Source organism: Gordonia alkaliphila (genome assembly GCF_039542465.1).
GTDB classification, from domain to species: domain Bacteria; phylum Actinomycetota; class Actinomycetes; order Mycobacteriales; family Mycobacteriaceae; genus Gordonia; species Gordonia alkaliphila.
This window is the reverse complement of the sequence record NZ_BAABIE010000007.1, coordinates 37,083-55,375: the sequence shown is the minus strand read 5'-3', so window position 1 is coordinate 55,375 and position 18,293 is coordinate 37,083. Positions and strand designations below refer to the sequence as shown.

14 protein-coding genes, 1 tRNA gene and 2 pseudogenes are annotated in these 18,293 nt (G+C 71.4%); 9 read left to right on the top strand and 8 right to left on the bottom strand.

Features of this window, described 5'->3' with window-relative positions:
- Window positions 1-66: 66 nt before the first annotated feature.
- The 3 genes and pseudogenes from ABD989_RS17735 to ABD989_RS08995 all read right to left on the bottom strand — a co-directional run.
- Window positions 67-249 (bottom strand): annotated as a pseudogene (locus tag ABD989_RS17735) (hypothetical protein); the annotation flags it as partial.
- Window positions 250-378: 129 nt separating this feature from the next.
- Window positions 379-3,726 (bottom strand): annotated as a pseudogene (locus ABD989_RS09000) (ABC transporter ATP-binding protein); the annotation flags it as partial.
- Between the two features lie 98 nt (window positions 3,727-3,824).
- Window positions 3,825-4,607, bottom strand: a complete 783-nt coding sequence (locus ABD989_RS08995) for a hypothetical protein (RefSeq protein WP_425556508.1) — start codon at window positions 4,605-4,607, stop codon at window positions 3,825-3,827.
- Between the two features lie 273 nt (window positions 4,608-4,880).
- Between ABD989_RS08995 and ABD989_RS08990 the strand changes: the two genes are divergently transcribed.
- The 6 genes from ABD989_RS08990 (at window position 4,881) to ABD989_RS08965 (ending at window position 11,792) form a co-directional block, all read left to right on the top strand.
- Complete coding sequence (locus ABD989_RS08990) at window positions 4,881-6,125, top strand: metallophosphoesterase family protein (RefSeq protein WP_345313227.1); 1,245 nt, start codon at window positions 4,881-4,883, stop codon at window positions 6,123-6,125.
- The gene (locus ABD989_RS08985) at window positions 6,122-8,719 is read left to right on the top strand and encodes an AAA family ATPase (protein ID WP_345313226.1); all 2,598 of its coding nucleotides are present in this window, start codon (window positions 6,122-6,124) and stop codon (window positions 8,717-8,719) included. The genes ABD989_RS08990 and ABD989_RS08985 overlap by 4 nt, the downstream gene beginning before the upstream one ends.
- Window positions 8,720-8,799: 80 nt before the next feature.
- Window positions 8,800-8,872, top strand: a tRNA-Arg gene (locus ABD989_RS08980).
- Window positions 8,873-9,000: 128 nt separating this feature from the next.
- A complete protein-coding gene (locus ABD989_RS08975) occupies window positions 9,001-9,888 on the top strand; it encodes an SDR family oxidoreductase (protein WP_345313225.1) in 888 nt (295 codons plus the stop codon).
- Window positions 9,889-10,129: 241 nt separating this feature from the next.
- Window positions 10,130-10,948, top strand: coding sequence for a SigB/SigF/SigG family RNA polymerase sigma factor (locus tag ABD989_RS08970; protein WP_345313224.1), 819 nt, complete (start codon window positions 10,130-10,132; stop codon window positions 10,946-10,948).
- A 64-nt stretch (window positions 10,949-11,012) separates the two neighbouring features.
- Window positions 11,013-11,792, top strand: coding sequence for a PAS and ANTAR domain-containing protein (locus tag ABD989_RS08965; protein WP_345313223.1), 780 nt, complete (start codon window positions 11,013-11,015; stop codon window positions 11,790-11,792).
- Window positions 11,793-11,883: 91 nt separating this feature from the next.
- On the opposite strand, the gene ABD989_RS08960 is transcribed toward ABD989_RS08965, so the two are convergent.
- Window positions 11,884-12,495 carry a hypothetical protein gene (locus tag ABD989_RS08960; protein ID WP_345313222.1) on the bottom strand — a complete coding sequence of 204 codons (612 nt, stop codon included), beginning with the start codon at window positions 12,493-12,495 and terminating at the stop codon, window positions 11,884-11,886.
- A gap of 131 nt (window positions 12,496-12,626) precedes the next feature.
- On the opposite strand from ABD989_RS08960, the gene ABD989_RS08955 reads away from it, so the two are divergent.
- Window positions 12,627-13,667: an iron-containing redox enzyme family protein gene (locus ABD989_RS08955; RefSeq protein WP_425556507.1), complete on the top strand. Its 1,041-nt coding sequence runs from the start codon at window positions 12,627-12,629 to the stop codon at window positions 13,665-13,667.
- A gap of 39 nt (window positions 13,668-13,706) precedes the next feature.
- On the opposite strand, the gene ABD989_RS08950 is transcribed toward ABD989_RS08955, so the two are convergent.
- The 3 genes from ABD989_RS08950 to ABD989_RS08940 are packed head-to-tail and all read right to left on the bottom strand — an operon-like array spanning window position 13,707 to window position 15,021.
- Window positions 13,707-13,910, bottom strand: coding sequence for a CDGSH iron-sulfur domain-containing protein (locus tag ABD989_RS08950; RefSeq protein ID WP_345313220.1), 204 nt, complete (start codon window positions 13,908-13,910; stop codon window positions 13,707-13,709).
- Window positions 13,910-14,608 carry a HemK2/MTQ2 family protein methyltransferase gene (locus ABD989_RS08945; protein ID WP_345313219.1) on the bottom strand — a complete coding sequence of 233 codons (699 nt, stop codon included), beginning with the start codon at window positions 14,606-14,608 and terminating at the stop codon, window positions 13,910-13,912. Before ABD989_RS08945 ends, ABD989_RS08950 begins: the two co-directional genes overlap by 1 nt.
- The gene (locus tag ABD989_RS08940; RefSeq protein WP_345313218.1) at window positions 14,605-15,021 is read right to left on the bottom strand and encodes an MFS transporter; all 417 of its coding nucleotides are present in this window, start codon (window positions 15,019-15,021) and stop codon (window positions 14,605-14,607) included. The genes ABD989_RS08945 and ABD989_RS08940 overlap by 4 nt, the downstream gene beginning before the upstream one ends.
- 524 nt (window positions 15,022-15,545) lie before the next feature.
- On the opposite strand from ABD989_RS08940, the gene ABD989_RS08935 reads away from it, so the two are divergent.
- Together ABD989_RS08935 and ABD989_RS08930 are read left to right on the top strand one after the other, a co-directional pair.
- A complete protein-coding gene (locus ABD989_RS08935; protein WP_345313217.1) occupies window positions 15,546-17,108 on the top strand; it encodes an HNH endonuclease signature motif containing protein in 1,563 nt (520 codons plus the stop codon).
- 149 nt (window positions 17,109-17,257) lie between these two features.
- On the top strand, window positions 17,258-17,845 hold the full coding sequence (locus tag ABD989_RS08930) for a hypothetical protein (RefSeq protein ID WP_345313216.1): 588 nt from the start codon (window positions 17,258-17,260) through the stop codon (window positions 17,843-17,845).
- Between the two features lie 37 nt (window positions 17,846-17,882).
- On the opposite strand, the gene ABD989_RS08925 is transcribed toward ABD989_RS08930, so the two are convergent.
- Entirely contained in the window at window positions 17,883-18,278 is a 396-nt protein-coding gene (locus ABD989_RS08925; RefSeq protein ID WP_345313215.1) for a hypothetical protein, read from the bottom strand.
- Window positions 18,279-18,293 lie beyond the last annotated feature (15 nt).

The window sequence follows — 18,293 nt, the reverse complement described above, 5'->3', positions numbered from 1 at the left end:
TTCACACGCGGTCCTCGACCTGTTCTTCTCTGTCGACGGCGCAATCGTTGCGGTAAGTGGTCAGAATCACCCGGTGGCAGTGGCCACAGGGGCCTCCTCGGGGGCGACGCCCGCGGCCCAGAGTCGGGCATATGGGCCATCGGCTGTCAGCAGCTCGGCGTGGGAGCCGAATTCGACGATCGCGCCGGCCTCCACCACGGCGATGCGATCGGCGCGGGCGGCAGTGGCCAACCGGTGGGCGACGATCACGCTGGTGCGTCGCCGGGCGAGGGCCGAGCCTGCCGCCAGCACCTGCGCCTCGGTGGCCTGATCGAGGGTGGCGGTGGCCTCGTCGAGCAGGATCAGTTCCGGCTCGACGAGTTCGGCCCGCGCGAGCGCGATCAGTTGGCGCTGGCCCGAGGACAGGCTGCGCCCGCGTTCGGAGATCGCGAAGTTCATGCCGCCGGGCAGGTCGGCGATCATCTGCGCGGCCCCGACGCGACGTGCGGCCTCGGCGATGGCGGTGCGGTCGGCGTTCGGCCTGCCGTAGGCGATGTTCTCGGCGACGGTGCCGGCGAACAGGTGCGGTTCCTGCGGCACCACGCCCAGCCGGGCGCGGTACCGGTGCAGGTCGAGACTGCGGAGGTCGGCCCCGTTGTAGGTGACGGCGCCGCGGACCGGGTCGTAGAAGCGGGCGAGCAGTTTGACGATGGTGGACTTGCCGGCGCCGGTCGGACCGACCAGGGCCAGCGAGGTACCGGGCGGCAGGTGCAGATCGATCCGGCCCAGGGCGTCGGACTCGGCGCCGGCATAGGCGAAACCGACCTGCTCGAGGCGGACGTCGGCGCGGCCGGGCGGCACCGGCACGTGCGCGTCGCCGGCTTCGACGAGCGAACTGGGGGTGGCCAGCAGGTCCCGGATCCGCCGCAGGCCCACGGCGGCCTGCTGGTAGGCGTCGAAGACGCTGGTCAGTTGCTGGACCGGACCGAAGAGCATGGCGAGATAGAGGACGAAGGCCACCAGCGTGCCCGCGGAGAGTCGGCCCGCGGCGATCTGCGCGGCGCCGAAGCCGATGGCGCCGGCGGCGGCGAGGTCGGCGCAGAACATGATGAACGGGAAGTACGTCGCGACGGCGCGCTGGGACGTCATCCGGGCGGTGACCCAGCGGCTGCACAGTTCGTCGAACTGCGCGCGGGCCACCGCGGTGTGCCGGTAGGCGCGGGTGGTGCCCAGACCGGCGATGTTCTCCTGGAAGTCGGCGTTGACCGCCGAGATCAGTTCGCGGGTGCGGGTGTAGGCGCGCCCGGAGACGCGCCGGAACCACACGGTGGCCACGGCCAGGATCGGGAACAGCGGCAGCACCAGCAGGCCGAGCTGCCAGTCGGTGAGCAGCAGCGCGCCGAACACGCCGAACAGGGTGAGCACCGCGACTGCGGCCGAGGTGAGCCCGGTCTGGATGAACCCGGACAGGGCGTCGACGTCGGTGGTCATCCGGGTCATGATGCGGCCGGACAGTTCGCGTTCGTAGTAGTCCAGGCCCAGTCGCTGCAGGTGGGCGTAGCTGCGGATGCGCAGGCCGTACAGGACGCGTTCGCCGGCGCGGGCGGAGAGCAGCGTGTTGATCGCGGCCACGAGGGCGCCCGCGGCGACCAGTGCCAGGCCGATCCCGAGGGCGGTCCAGAGGAGGTCGGCGCGGCCCGAGGTCCCGGCGTCGAGCACCATGCGGGCCAGCGACGGGAAGCCCAGGCCGATGAGGGTGTCCAGGGCCACCGCGGCCAGGACCAGGGCCAGCAGACCGCGGACCGGGCGCAGGATCTGGCGCAGGGAGAAGTCGCGGCGTTCTCGGCGCTGCTCCGCCACGTCGACGCGGGGATCCTCGGTGGCCGGCGGCAGTGAGTCGACCGCCGCGAGCAGTTCCGGGGTGGCGGCGATGGCGCCGAGGGCGCTGGACATGTTGCCGCCGCCTCCGCCGCCGCGGCCCGGGCCGGGGCGCGCGGCCGGGGTCGCGGCGGCGCGGGCCGGTTCCGCGGCCGCCGGTGCGTCCGGTCGCCAGAGCTGATCGACGCCGATCGCCTGCTGCCGCGCCACCGCGGCGACGGCCTGTGCGTCCTGCTCGGCGGTGCCGGGCAGCGACATGAGGGCACGGAAGCGCGGGCTGCGCGCTTCGAGTTCGTCGACGGTGCCGGACTCGGCGATGCGCCCGTCGTCGAGCACGAGGACCCGGTCGGCGATGGACAGCGTGGAGCGGCGGTGCGCGAAGACCACCATCGTGGTGCCGCGCTCGCGCAGGTGGCCGAGGATCTGCGCCTCGGTCACGGCGTCCACCGCGGACGTGGCGTCGTCGAGCACCAGTACGCGCGGTGCCGCGTAGAAGGCACGGGCCAGGGCGATGCGCTGGCGCTGGCCGCCGGACAGGGTGAGACCGCGTTCGCCCACGCGCGTGGCGAAGCCGTCCGGGAGGGCGTCGATGAAGGCGGTGGCGGCGGCCTGATCGGTGGCGGCCCGCAGTTCCGGCGCGTGCGGGTCGGGCGCCGGATCGGGACCGAGGGCCACGTTGGCGGCGATGGTGTCCGAGTAGAGGAAGGGTTCGTCGAAGGCCACCGACAGGGCCGAGTGCAATGCGTCCGGGGCGAGGTCGGCGAGGTCGTGGGCCTGCCCGGACTCCTCGACGAGGGCCACGGTGCCGCGGTCCGGGCGATAACTGCCGTCGAGCAGCGCGGCCAACGTCGACTTGCCGGATCCGGGGCCGCCGATCACGGCGATGCATTCGCCGGGTGCCGCGACCAGATCCACGTCGGACAGGATGGTGCGCTCGCCGTGCGCGAAGCCGACGCCGGTGAGGGCGACGCCGAGCGGGCCGTCGGGCAGGGTGGCGCCGTTGGTGAGTGCCGGGTCGCGCGGATGGTCGACCACCTCGAAGACGCGGGTGGCCGAGGCGGCGGCCATCTGGGCGGCGATCACCAGGTTCGTCAGGATGCGGGCCAGCCCGGTCATCGTCGCCAGGTAGGTGGAGAAGGCGAGGAAGGTGCCCGCGGTGATCGAACCCGTGTAGGTGAGCCAGCCGCCGACCACGATCACCGCCACCATGCCGAGCTGCGGGATGGCCGCCATCGTGGGTGTGAAGCGGGCGGAGAGGCGGGCGGCGCGCAGGCGCAGGCGGTACAGCGTGCGTCCGTGGTCGGCGAGTTCGTCGGTGGCGCGTCGTTCCTGGCCGAAGCCCTTGACCACGCGCACGCCGGTGACCGTCTCCTCGACGTGCCCGGCCAGTTCGGCGGCGGCCTGCTGCGCCGACCAGTTGGCGGCGAACAGGCGGCGTCGGCCGCGATAGGCGACGAGGGCGACCAGCGGGATGATCGCCAGGGTGATCACCGTCAGCAGCGGGGACAGCCAGGCCATGATGCCGAGGGCCAGCACCACCTGGACCGCGCCGCCGAGGGCCATCGGCCCCATCGCGAGCAGGCTCTGCACCACCTGGAGGTCGGAGATCGACCGCGAGACCACCTGTCCGGTGCGGATCTGCTCGTGCGAGCGGCCGTCGAGGTGGAGCAGCGTGTCGAGCATGGAGCGGCGCAGGCCGTCCTGGACCACGATCGAGAGTCTGCCCGCCGCGTAGCGTCGCCCGAACTGGCAGGCGTAGCGGATCACCGCGGCCACCACCAGGGCGATGACCAGCCCCGATAGAGCGACCCCGCCGACGGCGGCGCCGGTGGCGTGGTCGATCGCCGATCGCGCCAGCAGCGGCGTCACGAGGTCGGCGGCGACGGCGCCGAGGGTCACCGCCGCGGTGACCAGCACCAGCCCGCGATGCCGCCAGCAGCGCGCACCCAGCTGCGCGAGCCAGCCCGTCAACGGCGCACGTCCGCCTGCACCACCTGACCGTCGATGTCCCAGAAGCGCGGGGGCGGACCGAAGGCCGTGCGCGCATTGCGGAGGACCAGGGTGCCCAGCGCGCGGTTGCCCGCTCCGCCCACGGCCGCACCGATGCCGCCCGGGATCAGCTTCCCGGCCAGGATGGGTGCGCGCCGCACCGCGAACTTCTTGATGAGCTTGCTGGTCAGCATGCGGTTGAGCGAGGCCAGGTGGCTCGACGACATGCCGCCGCCGGACAGGCGGGCGATCGCATCGGTGCCGCGGGTGCCGGCCACCTTGCCGAGGGCGGCGATGCCCTCCTCGCCGAGGGCCACCGACAGCACCAGGGCGCGGCGGCGCTCCACCTCGTGCGGGGAGATGCCGTACACCTCCGCGGTGGCCAGGGCCAGCAGCGCCGACGCTTCGATGAACAGCGCGGTGTCGGCCGAGAGCGCCGAGATCGCGGTGATGGTGCCGACGCCCGGGATGGACGCGGCCGCGCCCACCGCGCCGCCGGAGACGGTGACGGCGTTGAGGTACTGCCGTTCCAAGCGCGCGATCAGCTGCTCGGGGGAGTCGTCGGGGTGCTTGGCGCGCATCCGCGCGACGTACTTGGTGACCGCGGGTTCCTGCAGGCGGTGCGCCTTCTCCAGGATCTTGGCGACCATGCCGACGGTGCGGGAGTCGCTGCCGACGGCGGGCGTCGGCGTCGGGCCGGCGGTCTGCGTGACGTCGGCGCCCGGATGCACCGCGACCTCGTTCTTCTTCTTGCGCAACATGTTCGGCTCCCTACTGTCGCGTGACCCCGATGACGAGGTCGTCGGCTGCGGCGAGTGCGCAACAGCATTCCAACATCGCGGTCGCCGCCGATGATTCCCGATCGCCGACGTGGCGTGCGTCACGCCGGTCGACGATTCTTGCGTCCAGAGTAGGCGTGGATGCCGACGCGGGTGGTCCGGCAGCGATCGGCCCGGCCCGGCCTGACCGGGATTGTCGGTACTCGCTCATACGATCGTCACGACGAGCCGATCGAGAAGGAAAGGGGGCCGACGATGACCGCCTCGCTGTTCGACTTGCCCGATTTCGACGACCACCCGCCGGCCGCGGCTGCCGCTGCGCCGGCCGGGGAGCCCGGTGCCGAGCGGGAAGTCACCTTCCTGCACACCGCCGACTGGCAGCTCGGGATGGGTCGCCACTTCCTCGGCGGTCAGGCGCAGCACACCTACGACGCGGCCCGCGCGGATGCGGTCGTCGCGATCGGCGCGCTGGCACAGACCGTGGGCGCGGAGTTCGTCGTGGTCTGCGGTGACGTCTTCGACGATCCGAAGGCCAGTTCCCGGGTCATCCGGCGCACCCTGGATGCGCTCGGCGACTACCCGGTCCCGGTGTACCTGCTGCCCGGCAATCACGATCCGCTCGACTCCACGTCGATCTACCGCAGCGAGACGTTCGTGCGCGCCTGCCCGGCGAACGTGCACGTGCTCGACCACGCCGGCGTGGTGCGGGTGCGCGACGGCGTGAGCCTGGTGGCGGCGCCGTGGACCAGCAAGCGTCCGGAGAGCGACCTGATCGCCGACCAGCTGGGACGCCTCGCGCCCGCCGACGACCTACGCATCGTGGTGGGGCACGGCGGCGTGGACCAGTTCAGTCCGGCCGCCGACCCGGCCACGGTCGCGGTCGGCACGCTGCAGGCCGCCGTCGACACCGGCCTCGTCGACTACGTGGCGCTCGGCGACCGCCATTCGGTCACGTCCATCGGCGACTCGGGTCGGATCTGGTACTCGGGTGCGCCGGAGGTGACCGACTTCGATCACGTCGAACACGACTCGGGACAGGTCCTCGCGGTCACGTTGCGGCGCGGGCAGGAGTCGGCGGTCAGCGTGGCGCCGCACCAGGTGGGGCAGTGGCGGTTCACCACGATCCGCCGCGACGTCAACGGCGCCGCTGACCTCGCCGCCCTGCGCGAGGAGCTGACGGCGCTGCCGGACAAGTCGCGCACGGTGGCCAAGCTGGCCCTGGTCGGCACCCTCGGCGTGGCCGACGCGGCGGCCTTCGACGAGCTCTTCGCCGAGTTCGGCGAACGCCTTGCCGCGCTGTGGATTTGGGAGCGCCAGCATGACCTGACCGTGGTCGCCGATCCGTCCGACGTCGCCGGGCTCGGTCTCAGCGGGTACGCCGCGCAGACCGCCGACGAACTGGTGGCGGCGGCCGGCTCCGACGACGCCGCGGAAGCGGCGGCCGCGCGCAGCGCACTGTCGTTGCTGTTCCGGCTGGCCGGTTCGGGGGTCTCGGCATGAGACTGCATCGACTGCGACTCAAGGATTTTCGCGGGATCGCCGAGCGCGAGGTGGAGTTCGCCGCCTCGGGTGTCACCGTGGTGGAGGGCGCCAACGAGGCGGGCAAGTCGTCGATGATCGAGGCACTCGACCTGCTCCTGCAGACGCAGGCGAGCAGTAAGAGCGCAGCGGTGAAGGCGGTGCAGCCCGCCGGGCGCGACGTCGGCTCCGAGGTGCTCGCCGAGATCAGTTGCGGCGCGTGGCGTTTCGAGTACTTCAAGCGGTTCAACAAGCGCGCCGAGACCGCGCTGACCATCACCGAGCCGCGGCGCGAGCAACTGACCGGCCGCGAAGCCCACGAGCGGGTGGAGCAGATCCTGGGGCAGTCGATGGACGACTCGCTGTACAAGGCGCTGCGCCTGATGCAGTCGGGCGCACCCGATCTGGGGCAGTTGACCGACTCCTCGGCGCTGGCGAAGGCCCTGGACCGGGCCGCCGGACCCACCCCGGACGACGACACCGACGAGGACGGCGACTCCGGTGCGCTGATCGCCGCGGTCGGCAAGGAGTACCGGCGCTACTACACCGAGAAGTCCGGGAAGCCCGCCGCCGAACTGGCGGCGGCCCGCACGGCCGCTGCGGCGGCGCGCGCCGACGTCGACGAGCGGCTCGCGCTGCTGCGCAATGCGGAGCAGGCGACGGCGCAGCTTCCGGAGGTCGAACGAGCCTTCCGGCAGGCCACCGACGACGAAGTACACGCCACGGTGGAGGCGGCGAATCGCAGCCAGCGGGTGGCCGAGGCCGAGAAGGTCGCGGCCGTCGTCGACCAGGCGCTCGAGCGGGCCCAGCGGCAGGCCATCGCCGTGAAGGTGGCCGAACGCGACGTCCACGATCGCGCTGCCGCCGAGGAGCGGCTGGCCGAACACGAACGCCAGCAGACCGCCGATCAGGCGGTGCTGGACGACCTGCGCGAGGCCGCGGACGCCGCCGAGACGCGGGCGCAGGCCGCGGACGCGCAGGCGGCCGCGCTCCGCACCGAACTGACCGCCGCGCAGGCCGAGCTCGTCGCCGCGCAGCGCGCGGAACGAGCCGGGACCGATCGGGCGCGCATCGCCGCCATCGAGGCCGCGCTCACCGAGGCGGCCGACCTGGCCGGGCAGCGCACCCGGTTCGTCGACGCGATCGCCGGCAACCCGGTGACCGACACACACGTGACGGCGGCGACTCGACTCGATCGCGAGATCGTCGCCGCGGCGGCGCGCGTGGAAGCCGTCGCCGCGACCGTCGAGGTGACGCCGACGGGCGAGGCCGACGTGCTGGTGGACGGCCGACCGGTGACCGGCACCGCCGAGTTCAGCGCCGTCGGCGAGACGGTGGTCCAGGCGCCGGGCGTGCGCGTGGTGGTGCGCGGTGCCGCCGACACGCAGCTCCTGGCCGAGCGGTTGGCCGACCTGCGCGCGCAGGCCGCCGCGCTGGTGGTGGAGTGCGGCGTGGAGCGGCTGGACGAGATCGCCGCCCGCGCGCACGACCGTGCGGCGGCGCAGCGCGGATTGCGCGAGACCGAGGCCGCGCGGGCACGCGTGCTGGCCGGCTCCACCGAGGCGGCGCTGGCCGCCGAGCGCGATCGGCTCGTCGCGGGACTGCCGGAGGAAGCGCCCGCACTCCGAATGCGTCCGGTGCCGGATGTCCAGGCGGCGGTGACCGAACTCCACGGTCGACTCGCCGGCGCCGAACAACAGGTGACCGCGGAGCGCGCGACCGGCTCGAATGCGGCCGCACGCATCGAGGTCCTGACCGCGGGCCTGGACCGCGCCGCGGCCGGTGCCCGACAGCAGCGGGCCGCTCTGCTGGAGAAGCGTGCGCAGCACAGCGACGAAGCCCTGCGCGGCGCCCTGGTCTCGGCGCAGGACGCGCACGCGGCGGCCCTCGCCGCGGTGGACGAGGCCCGTGCCGCCGCCGAACATCTCGATCTGCCGGGCCTGCAGAACGCCGCCGCCGAGGCGCAGCAACGGCTGGACCGCATCGCCGGCGACGTCGCGCGGCTCCGGGATCAGCGGACGCAGCTGCGCACCGTGCTGGAGATGTGCCGTACCGAGAACCGCCTCGACGATCTGGCGCAGGCCGAGGCGACCGCGAAAGCCGCCGAGAACGAGCTCGCGCGGATCACCGAGCGGGCCGAGGGGGCTCGCCTGCTGTACACCTCGCTGCAGCGCACCCGCAGCGAGAGCCGCTCGCGGTACGTCGCGCCGTTCACGCGGCGCCTGGAGGAGCTCGCCGCACCCGTCTTCGGCGACTCGGTGCGGTTCGAGGTGCGCGAGGACTTCACGGTGGCCACCCGCACCCTCGACGGCGTCACGGTGCCCGTCGACGCTCTGTCCGGGGGAGCGCGCGAACAGCTCGGCCTGATCGCGCGGCTGGCGTGCGCCCTGATCGTCGACGAGAACGACGGTGTGCCGGTGATCCTCGACGACACGCTCGGCTACACCGATCCGGAGCGGTTGGCGTCGATGGCACAGGTGCTTGGTGCTGCGGCCGGGTCCGCGCAGATCATCGTGCTGACCTGCACGCCCGCACGCTACGCCGACGTCGACGAGGCCACGGTCGTGGCGGTCTGACCGGGCCCGCGCCCCACCGAACAGGGGCCGGTTTTGGGGCGCTCGGCGCCCGTGCGCTAATGTTGCTCACGCCCCAATGAGCCCCCCTAGCTCAGGGGATAGAGCGTCTGCCTCCGGAGCAGAAGGTCGCAGGTTCGAATCCTGCGGGGGGCACCGAGATATCACTGGTCAGGACCGTTCGCGGTCCTGACCAGTGATATCTGTGTCTGCGACCCGCCCCAGCCGCGCCCCGGAGGCATCGGCAGACGTTTGACGACGTGGTGTTCGGGGCACCCACGACCATGAGCAACCCAGAGAAGTCGGCAGCAGCCTCGTCGGGGGAGCACCCGGGCACCACCATCGACTATCCCGGCAGCACCGCCGACATGCCCGAGCCACCGCGCGACAGCATGAGTGACTACGAGGGGCGCGATCTGCTCCGCGGCCGACGGGCACTGATCACCGGCGGCGATTCCGGGATCGGGCGTGCGGTCGCCGTCGCCTTCGCCAAAGAGGGGGCCGACGTGGCGATCGCGTACCTCTCCGAGGCCGAGGACGACGATGCGGCGTACACCGTCGAATTGATCGAACAGGCCGGTCGCAGCGCCGTCGCCGTGCGCGGGGATCTGGCCGACCCGCAGCGGTGCCGGGCCGCCGTCGAACGGACGGTGGCCGCATTCGGGGGATTGGACGTCCTGGTGAACAACGTGGCCTTTCAAGCGCCGGTCGCCGATCTCTCGGAGCTGACCGCGGAGCAGTGGGATCGCACCTTCCGCGTCAACGTCGACAGCTTCTTCCACACCACCGTCGCCGCGTTGCCCTATCTCACCCCCGGCGGCACGGTGATCAACACCGGCTCGATCAACGGGTTGCGCGGCAACAAGCAGCTCATCGACTACGCGGCGACCAAGGGCGCGGTGCACGTCCTCACGTACTCGTTGGCGCAGGCGCTGATGGACCGGGAGATCCGCGTCAATTGCGTGGCACCGGGCCCGGTGTGGACTCCGCTGATCCCGGCCACGCTGCCGGCCGATCAAGTACGGGACTTCGGGGAGCAGGCGCCGATGGGTCGGGCGGCCGAACCGGACGAGATCGCGCCGTCGTACGTGTTCCTTGCCTCCGACCAGTACTCCTCGTACTACACCGGTCAGGTGCTGGCACCGGTCGGCGGGGAGACCCTGCCCGGGTGAGTACCACTGGGTGTAGATTCGGCCGAAACGGTTGCCGCGAGGGTCGGTTCTCGGTAGCGTGCGAAAGCACCGGTTCAGCCTGTAGCCGGTTCCCCGACGACGTAACCAGCGGTGCTTGTTCGCGACCGCCCGTCGTCACCCCCCCACAGCCGCAGTCCCGCACACCCCGCGTGAGACGGAGTCGATGCGGGCGGTGCCAGTGCTTCGGCGAGGCGCCCGGTGCGGGAAGGAGTCACGGCTCATGATCACTGCCACCATCACCGAGCGGACTGCCGCTTCCGAGCAGACCGCGAGCACCGAGAACGAGCAGTACGCCCATGCGACGGCACTGTTGACCGAGCGCGCCGAATGCGGCGGACGCGACAGGCACTGCGCACGACTGCGGGAGCAGGCGATCGTCGAGTGTCTGCCACTCGCCGAACACATCGCACGCCGCTTCAGCGGGCGCGGAGAACCCTACGACGACCTGCACCAGGTGGCACGTATGGGGTTGATCCAGGCCATCGACCGTTTCGACCCCCGCGCCGGTTCCAACCTGCTGTCGTTCGCGGTGCCCACCGTCATGGGCGAGGTGCGGCGTCACTTCCGGGACCGGGCGCCGACCATCCGGGTCCCCCGGCGATCGCGGGAGCTGTACGACCAGGTGAAGATCGCTCGCGAGGAACTGGCGCAGGAACAGCAGGGAGACCCGTCGGACGAGGCGCTGGCCGAGCGCCTGCAGACCACGCCGTCGGCGGTCCGCAAGGCGATGGACGACTGCGCCTGCGGCGCGGCGGTCTCGCTGGACGCCGTCGGCACCGCAGGGGGTGAGGTCCCCGCGCTCACCGAACGCCTCGGCGAGCGCGACCCCGGTTTCGAGGAGGTCGACGACGTCCTGGTGCTGGACCCGGTGGTCCGCGGTCTGTCCCCGCGGGACCGCCGCATCCTGGGTCTGCGCTTCTACGACTGCAAGTCGCAGCGGGAGATCGCGGAGACGATCGGCTGCTCCCAGATGCACGTCTCGCGCCGTCTGCGTCAGACGCTCAGCCGACTGCGTGCGGAACTGACCGCGGCGACCTGATCGGTGGGGATCGGGCAGGGGAGGGGTGCTCACACCGGATGTCCGCTCGGGTTATTGTCGGAGCATGGGCGGCAATACCGGGTTGGCACCCTCTGCAGGAGATCCCTCGTCGGACGATCGATCGGGCACGGCGGCACCGACCGCTGACAGTCTCGGCACGTTCCGTTACTGGTTCGACGACGACCGCTGGGAGTGGTCGGACCGGGTGGCCGCGCTGCACGGCTATCGGCCGGACGAAGCGGTGCCGACCACCGAACTGCTACGTCGGCACAAGCACCCGGACGATCGCCTGGCCTTCGACGAGTTGATGGCCGCCATGCGCCGCAGCCGCGCGCCGTTCTCCAGCCATCACCGCATCGTCGACCGGGACGGTCGGACCCACGAGGTCGTGGTGGTCGGGCGCACCTCCTCCGACCGGACCGGTCGGGTGGTCGGTTGCCTCGGCTTCTATCTGGAGCTCGACGCCCTCGAGCCCGGACCCCTCGGACCGCTGGAATCCCTCGATTCCGATGCCGCCGATTTCGCGGTGATCGACGACGAGCCGGCGCGCGCCGAGGTGAACAGGCAGATCGACGAGTTCCGGGAGAATCGCGCGGTGATCGAGCAAGCCAAAGGGATGCTGATGCTGATGTACGGCGTCTCCGGCGACCGGGCGTTCGACGTGCTCCGTTGGCGGTCCCAGGAGGAGAACAGGAAGCTCCGCGACGTGTGCCGAAGCCTCGTCGCCGATGCGCGCACCGGCCTGACCATCCCCGATGACCTGCGCCGGGCGTTCGATAACGTGGTCCTCGCGCCGTTCACCACCGAACCGAACGACTCGGCCGCGTTGAGCGCGCAGGAGTGAGCGCTGACCGCGTGCCGCCGGTTCGTGCGGCGCGTGCCGACCGGCTGGCTCGGTAGGTGTGTTCCCGGAGGCGATCGACCCAGGTAGGCCATTAGTCGACGTCGGCCGGCCGGTTGCCGACCGGATCGAAACTCGTCTCGGCGTCCTCGACGGGCGGCTCGAGCCGCACGTCGCCGATGCGGGAGAACGGACCGTCGTCTCGGCGCAGGAACAGTTCCACCCGCCCCTCGCCGGCGGCGACACCGTCGGCCAGTGCCCGCAGACGAAGACCGACCGGCACCGAACCGGGACGCAGGCGACCGGCCAGTGTCCAGCGTGCTCCCCGGTAGGTCAGACACGTGAGTGTCGAGACCTCGATGTGCCGCCAGGACGTTGCGGGGAACGGGAGCGGAATCCGTCGACATTCCCGGACCGGACCGGCCATCAGCACATCCCACACCCCGGGGTCTGCCGTCGATGTGGTCGGTGTGGGGAAGCGGATCGCGATACCGACCAGGTCCGGGAGAGCCAGCGGCGCGCCCAGCGCCTTGGAGATGCGCACCAGCACCGGCCCCGAGGCCAACGGTAGGCCGTTGCCGTCGATGACGGCGGTGCCCCGGCAGAGGACTCCGTCGGGGTGGAATGCGCGGGCCCGTCGGGCGGCCGCCCGCGCGCCGACGACAGTGTCGGCCGCTCGCGCCGCGATCGAGCGTGTTCGAGACATCAGCTGTAACCTTTCTTCGCCGGGGGCCGTATCTGCCGACGCTGGAGCGGTACCCACCGCGGGCCGTCGGCAATCACGTACGCCGGGCCAACGGCCGGTTTGAGAGCTGTGGTGGCGGGGTAATCGACGAAATGGCCTCGACTGTGAGTTCTGTATCCCCACCCGGTCTCGATCCGGCGGTGCCGGCGGCGTTTCGCCGAGCGGAGCTGCCGCCGGCGCGCGGGCTGCTGTCGGCGTCGATCCTCGCGGCGTTGCGTGACCGGGCCCCGCTGTCGGACCGGCGCGAGTCCGTCGAGCACGCTGATCCGTGGGGTGACGACCTGCAGCTCGCGTTGCTGCTCTGCCAGGAACTACATTACGGGACCGATCTGACGGGTGGGGTGCCCGACCGTGAGTGGGAGCCGGAGATCGTCGCCTTTCGGCGGGCGCTCGAAGACCGCTTCCTCGCGGCCGTGGATGCCGAGTCCGGGGCACAGGGCGCGGGCTCGGTCGACGACGAGTTCGACGCGCTTCTGCGTTCCAGCGGAGACGATGGCACGGCCGAACATCTGCGGACCGTCGGCACCCCCGAGCAGTTCGCCGACTACTTCGCCGCGCGCTCGTTGTACCACCTGAAGGAGGCCGATCCGCATGCGTGGGTGATTCCGCGGCTGCCACCCGCGGCGAAGGCCCCGTTCGTGGCGGTTGAATTCGACGAGTACGGCGGCGGCCGTCCCGCACGTGTGCACCAGGTGCTGTACGCGAATCTGCTCTCCGCCTCCGGCTTGGACGCGAGCTATCTCGGCTACCTCGCTGCCGCACCGGCGGCGGTGCTCGCTCCGGTCACGCTGATGACCGCGCTGGGACTGCGCGGCAGTCGGATCGGTGCCGCGGTGGGGCATTTCGCGGCCACCGAGGTCACCTCCTCGCCGGGCTCCGCGCGCCTTGTCGAAGGGCTGGAAAGGCTCGGGGCGCCGCCGGAGGCGATCGGCTTCTACCGCGAGCACGTGGAGGCCGACGCCGTGCACGAGCAGGTGATGCGGCACGAGGTGGTCGCCGGGCTGCTGGCCGTCGAACCCGAGACCGAAGCCGACGTGGTGGCCGGGATTCGTGCGTTCCTGTTGGTGGAAGATCGGCTGGAGGCAGCATTCCGGAATGCGTGGAACGACGGAGCCTTCGTCATGCAGCGATGAGCCGGGGTGGGGCAGAGGTGACGATTCCGGCGAGGCCAGTCACCGGCGTCGGGTCCGCCGGTGACTGGTGTCGCAGAACGGTTTGATCTTGGACCGGCCGCATGCGCATAGCGCGACGCGGAACCGATCGCAGTGCACCGTCTCGCCGTCGTGGTCGATGTCGATCGGACCGTCGACGATCACCGGACCGCCGCGGATCAGGCGGATCCGCGGGGCGGCCGGACCCGGCTCGGGCCCCGACATCACGGCAGCCCCGGTGCATGTTCGGCCAGCAGCACCGTCAGGGTCTCGCTCGCCTCGTGCGCGTGCATCAGGCCCTGGGTGACCAACCAGTCCCGCCGCGCGCGCAGAACGGGGCCGAACTCCACCCGCCGACGTCGCACCACGCTGGTCCGGAAGCCGCGCGCCTCCAGCAACTCGCGGGTCCGGTACGGAGCGGCGAGGGCAGACTGCACCAGGAGCAAACGACCCCCCGGACGCAGAAGCTCTTCGGCGCGCGCGCAGAGCCGGTCCAGCACGGCGCGGCCGTCTGGCCCGGCGTCCCACGCGTGGGCGGGGCCGACGACGGACGGGCATTCGTCCGGCGCATCCGGCGCCGGCACGTACGGGGGATTGCAGGTCACCAGGTCGAAGCGGTTGGCGTCGGCGAAGTCCCCCACGTCGGCGCGCACCGCCGACCAGCGCACGCCCTCGGGTGCCAGCGCCGCGGCAGCACGAACCGCATGGGGGCACAGGTCGACGGCCACCACCTCGGCGGCGCCGCGGGTGGCCGCTGCGGCGGCCACGGCGCCCGAACCGGTGCACAAGTCGAGTACCCGCAGACCGGCTGGGCTGCAGTCGTCGAGCGCGTCGATCAGCAGTTGCGTGTCCGCCTGCGGTTGGTAGACGAGCGTCGGTTCGATCGGCGTCGAGGAACTGCGTGCGACCTCCGGGGTGATCATCGGCGGTCGTCCGTTCCGGGGTGCGGATGGTGGCGCTCGTACTCGGCGGCCTCCTCAGAGGTCACCTCGGGGACGAGCGGGTCGTGTTCGGCCCGGTCGCTACCGGCATGCGCGGTCAGTGTCATCCGGCTGACGGCCAGGCAGAGAAGTGCGCCGACGCCGACGACGACCGTGGCCAGCACCCACGGCCACAGCACCCAGTCGGCGACACTGGCCGCGATGGTCGCACCGACCAGGCCCAGCGTGGCCAGCAGCAGAACGAACCCGAGGGCACCCGCCGTCTTGGCGGGGCGCACTACGTCGGCGGGCAGGCGGCGACTCTGGGAACGTCGACCGGCGCGGGGCTCAGCGCGCCGACGGGCGTCCATGCCCGGTGTCGGCTCGTTATGGCGGGGGCGGGGAGCGGTGGTCATGCCGAGGTCGTCCTTCCTTCTGGCGTGCTCGAGCAGTTCTCCTCGAGCTGGACTCCTCGAGGAGAGGTCTCCCGTCGTCCACGAGGGCATAGCAGTAGGGGAGTACCCCGCTCGCAAGGGCCTTAAACACGGAATATTCTTCGTCGCCGACATCTCGCTGGCGAATTGCCTGCGGGGCACCTTTACTGTCGGTATGGGTACCTATAATTAGTTGGGCAATTAGTGCGCAATTGCAAGTTATCGGATGAGGTGCCTCGGCGTAGTCGGCGAGTGTTTCATGTCGGTGGTTCGGGATACTCTGAAAATGTCCTCAGTGGGTTATGAACTGGATGTTTAGGGGTAACGGTGTGGGTTACCGGAGATTATTGCGAGGCGGATCGTGTCCGATAGGTGCGGTACATTCTGAGCGATTATCGGTGGGTGGCCGGCGTTTGTGGGTGTCGTGGAATTCCCCTCCGAATGCGGGTGATGAATTGTCGTAGGTGGCCGTTACATTGATGAGAAGAAAGGAAGGAGGGATCGCCGTGAACGGATTCGCGAGTAACGACGCTGGGTTCGATGGCCCCGGGTTCGACGGCGCTGGGTTGCGGCGCGTCCTCTCCGAACTCTCCGTCGCCCAATTGCTGGCCGTTCACGACGAAGCGGAGAAGTGGCTGGCGACCGCGAGCCTGTCGGGCGCGCTGTCCGGCCACGCGGAATCCGAACTGCTCGACGTCTTGGAGCTGCGCGAACAGACCCGCCGGCGGGGCGAGGTCTTCGACGCCGCGCTGTATCTGGAGGTCTCCGACCGCGACGTCGACTCGACCGCCGGATTCATGTCGGTCCACTCGCTGTACGCCCGCGGGGTCCGCCTCGGCGACGGAGAAGCCCGTCGACGCAAGGTCACCGCCACCGGCATCGCGCGCTTCACCGCGATGACGGGGGAGAAGCTGGAGCCCGCACTGCCCGATACCGCCGCAGCGGTGGCCGAGGGCGAGATCGGCGCCGAGCACGTGTCGGTGATCGCCGAGGCGATGGAGCGGCTGCCCAGCCGCATCGCGCCCGACGATCGGGCGCAAGCCGAAACGATGCTGGCCGCGGCAGCCCGGGAACTGGATCCGGGTGCGCTGGTGGCGGTCGGCAACCGCATCCTCGCCTGGCTCGACCCCGACGGGACGCTCGCCGACGACCGCGAACGTCGCCGTCAACGCGGCTTCCACCTGCAGCCGCAGAACCGGCAGATGATGAGCAAGGTGCGGGCGCTGCTCACTCCGACGCTGCGCGCGAAGCTCGAAGTGGTGCTGCACCAGTGGGCGGCGGCCGGCATGAACAACCCCGACGACCCGGAATCCCCGCGCGGCGCCGCCGATCAGCCCGGCCTGGACCCCGCCGTACTGGCTGCCGCCGCGGCCCGGGACGACCGCACCATCGGCCAACGCCAACACGATGCGCTCGAGGCGCTCTGCGAATGGGCGCTCGCGCTGGCCGGTCAGCCCGCGCCCGACCGCATCCCGTCGCAGGTGGTGGTGACGGTGACCGACGAGGATCTGGCCCGGCAGGCCGGGATCGCGTGGACCGCCACCGGCGCACGCCTGCCGATCTCCGATCTGGTGAAGCTGGCCGCCGACGCCGTACCCCACCTCGCCGTGTTCTCCGCGGCCACCGGGCAGTGCCTGTACCTGGGGCGCGCCCGTCGGTTCGCGAGCCTGGCCCAGCGCCTCGCGCTGTTCGCGCGCGACCGCGGCTGCACCGGGCCGGGCTGCTCGGTGCCGTTCGTGCGGACCGAGGCGCACCACATGCCCGACTGGTCGCGTGGCGGACTCACCGACATCGACCACCTCGGCGGCGCCTGCGGCCGCCATAATCGCAGCTCCGGCGACAGGTGGGGCCAGTGGGAGTCGGTCATCCTCGACCGCGGCGCCCGCGCCGGGCGCGTCGCGTGGCGCCCCGCCGGCCGCGGCGGCGCGTGGCAGGTCAACCCCGTGTTCCACCCCGAACAGTTCGCGCCGCACCGGGCCCGCGCCAGCACCGACGACGATCACGCCGATCCGGCCGACCACCACGGCCACGAGGGTCACTCCGGCGCCCCGCACCACCCCGCAGCCTGACCGCCAGGGTCAGTCTGCGGTTGCCCCCTGCGCACTGGGCGGAAGCTGCGTCCAAGCCGGATCCACCGTGGGCCGTTAAAGTGGACATTCACCCCATATTGACAGTTCCTCGGTATGGTCGCGATACAGCGAAGGCAGGGTGAGCAGTCATGTCGTTCGGTCCGGTCGAGCAATGGTCGCATCGAGCGGGGGTGTCCCTCCGGCCCTGGAGCGGGCGCGCCCCCGGGGGCCTGGTGCTGCGGGGTCTGATCAAGTTGGCCGTCGGTGCGGCGATCGTCTGGATCGGATGGCGGCTGCGCAGCGGCGATCGGCTGTCGGACGCCGACGCTGCAACGGTGGGATTGGAACCCACCGCACCGACCGGCTGGGGGACGGCGTTGATCGTCGTCGCGATGGTGCCGGTGCTGCTCGGCGCCGCACAGGTGGTGATCGGCGTCCTCGATCTGGTGCTGCGCCGTCGAGTGACCGGGCGCGTGGTGAGCATCCGCGAACGCCGGATGGGCGACGTCCTGCCGGGCATCGTCCAGGAGGCGATCTTCGAGCGCCGCGACTCCGGGCTCGACCGTCGTCGTTCCCGCTACGAACTGGTCTGCCACACGCCGGACGGCCCACAGCGATGGACGATCCGCAGCGCGCGAACCCGCCGGGACCTGGCGGTGGACGCCCATGTGGAACTGCGCGTGAGCCCGATCGTCGGCTACGTCGCCAGCGCGCGGACCATCAACCCGCCCGCGTGAGCCGGGTCGGGTTCGATCGGCGCGGGGCTGGATCCGGTCAGAGTGCCATTGCGGGGAGTGGCAGCGCGACGAGCATGAGGACGAGCAGGAACCAGGCAGCGCCCTCCCAGCCGACCCAGGAACGACGTCGCATATACGTCGACATGCCCAGACCGAGGGCGCCCAGGCCGCCGATCAGGAAGGTGGCCGGTACCGCCACCGCCATGGCGAGCATGCCGTCGAGCAGCGCGAACAGCAGCAGGAAGACCATCGCGATCACCACCACGAGGACCGCGTAGAGCATCGGCCCGCGGTACCCGGCGGGATCGCCCCAGCGCTTCTCGACGTCGCGTCGCCCGGGCGTCATCGGTGGATCGGGGCGCGGGGGATCGGGGCGCGGGGGATCGGCCGGGGCACGCGCGTTCGGATTCGGGTGGGTGTTGTTGGCAGCCATGTGACCCGGGTACCC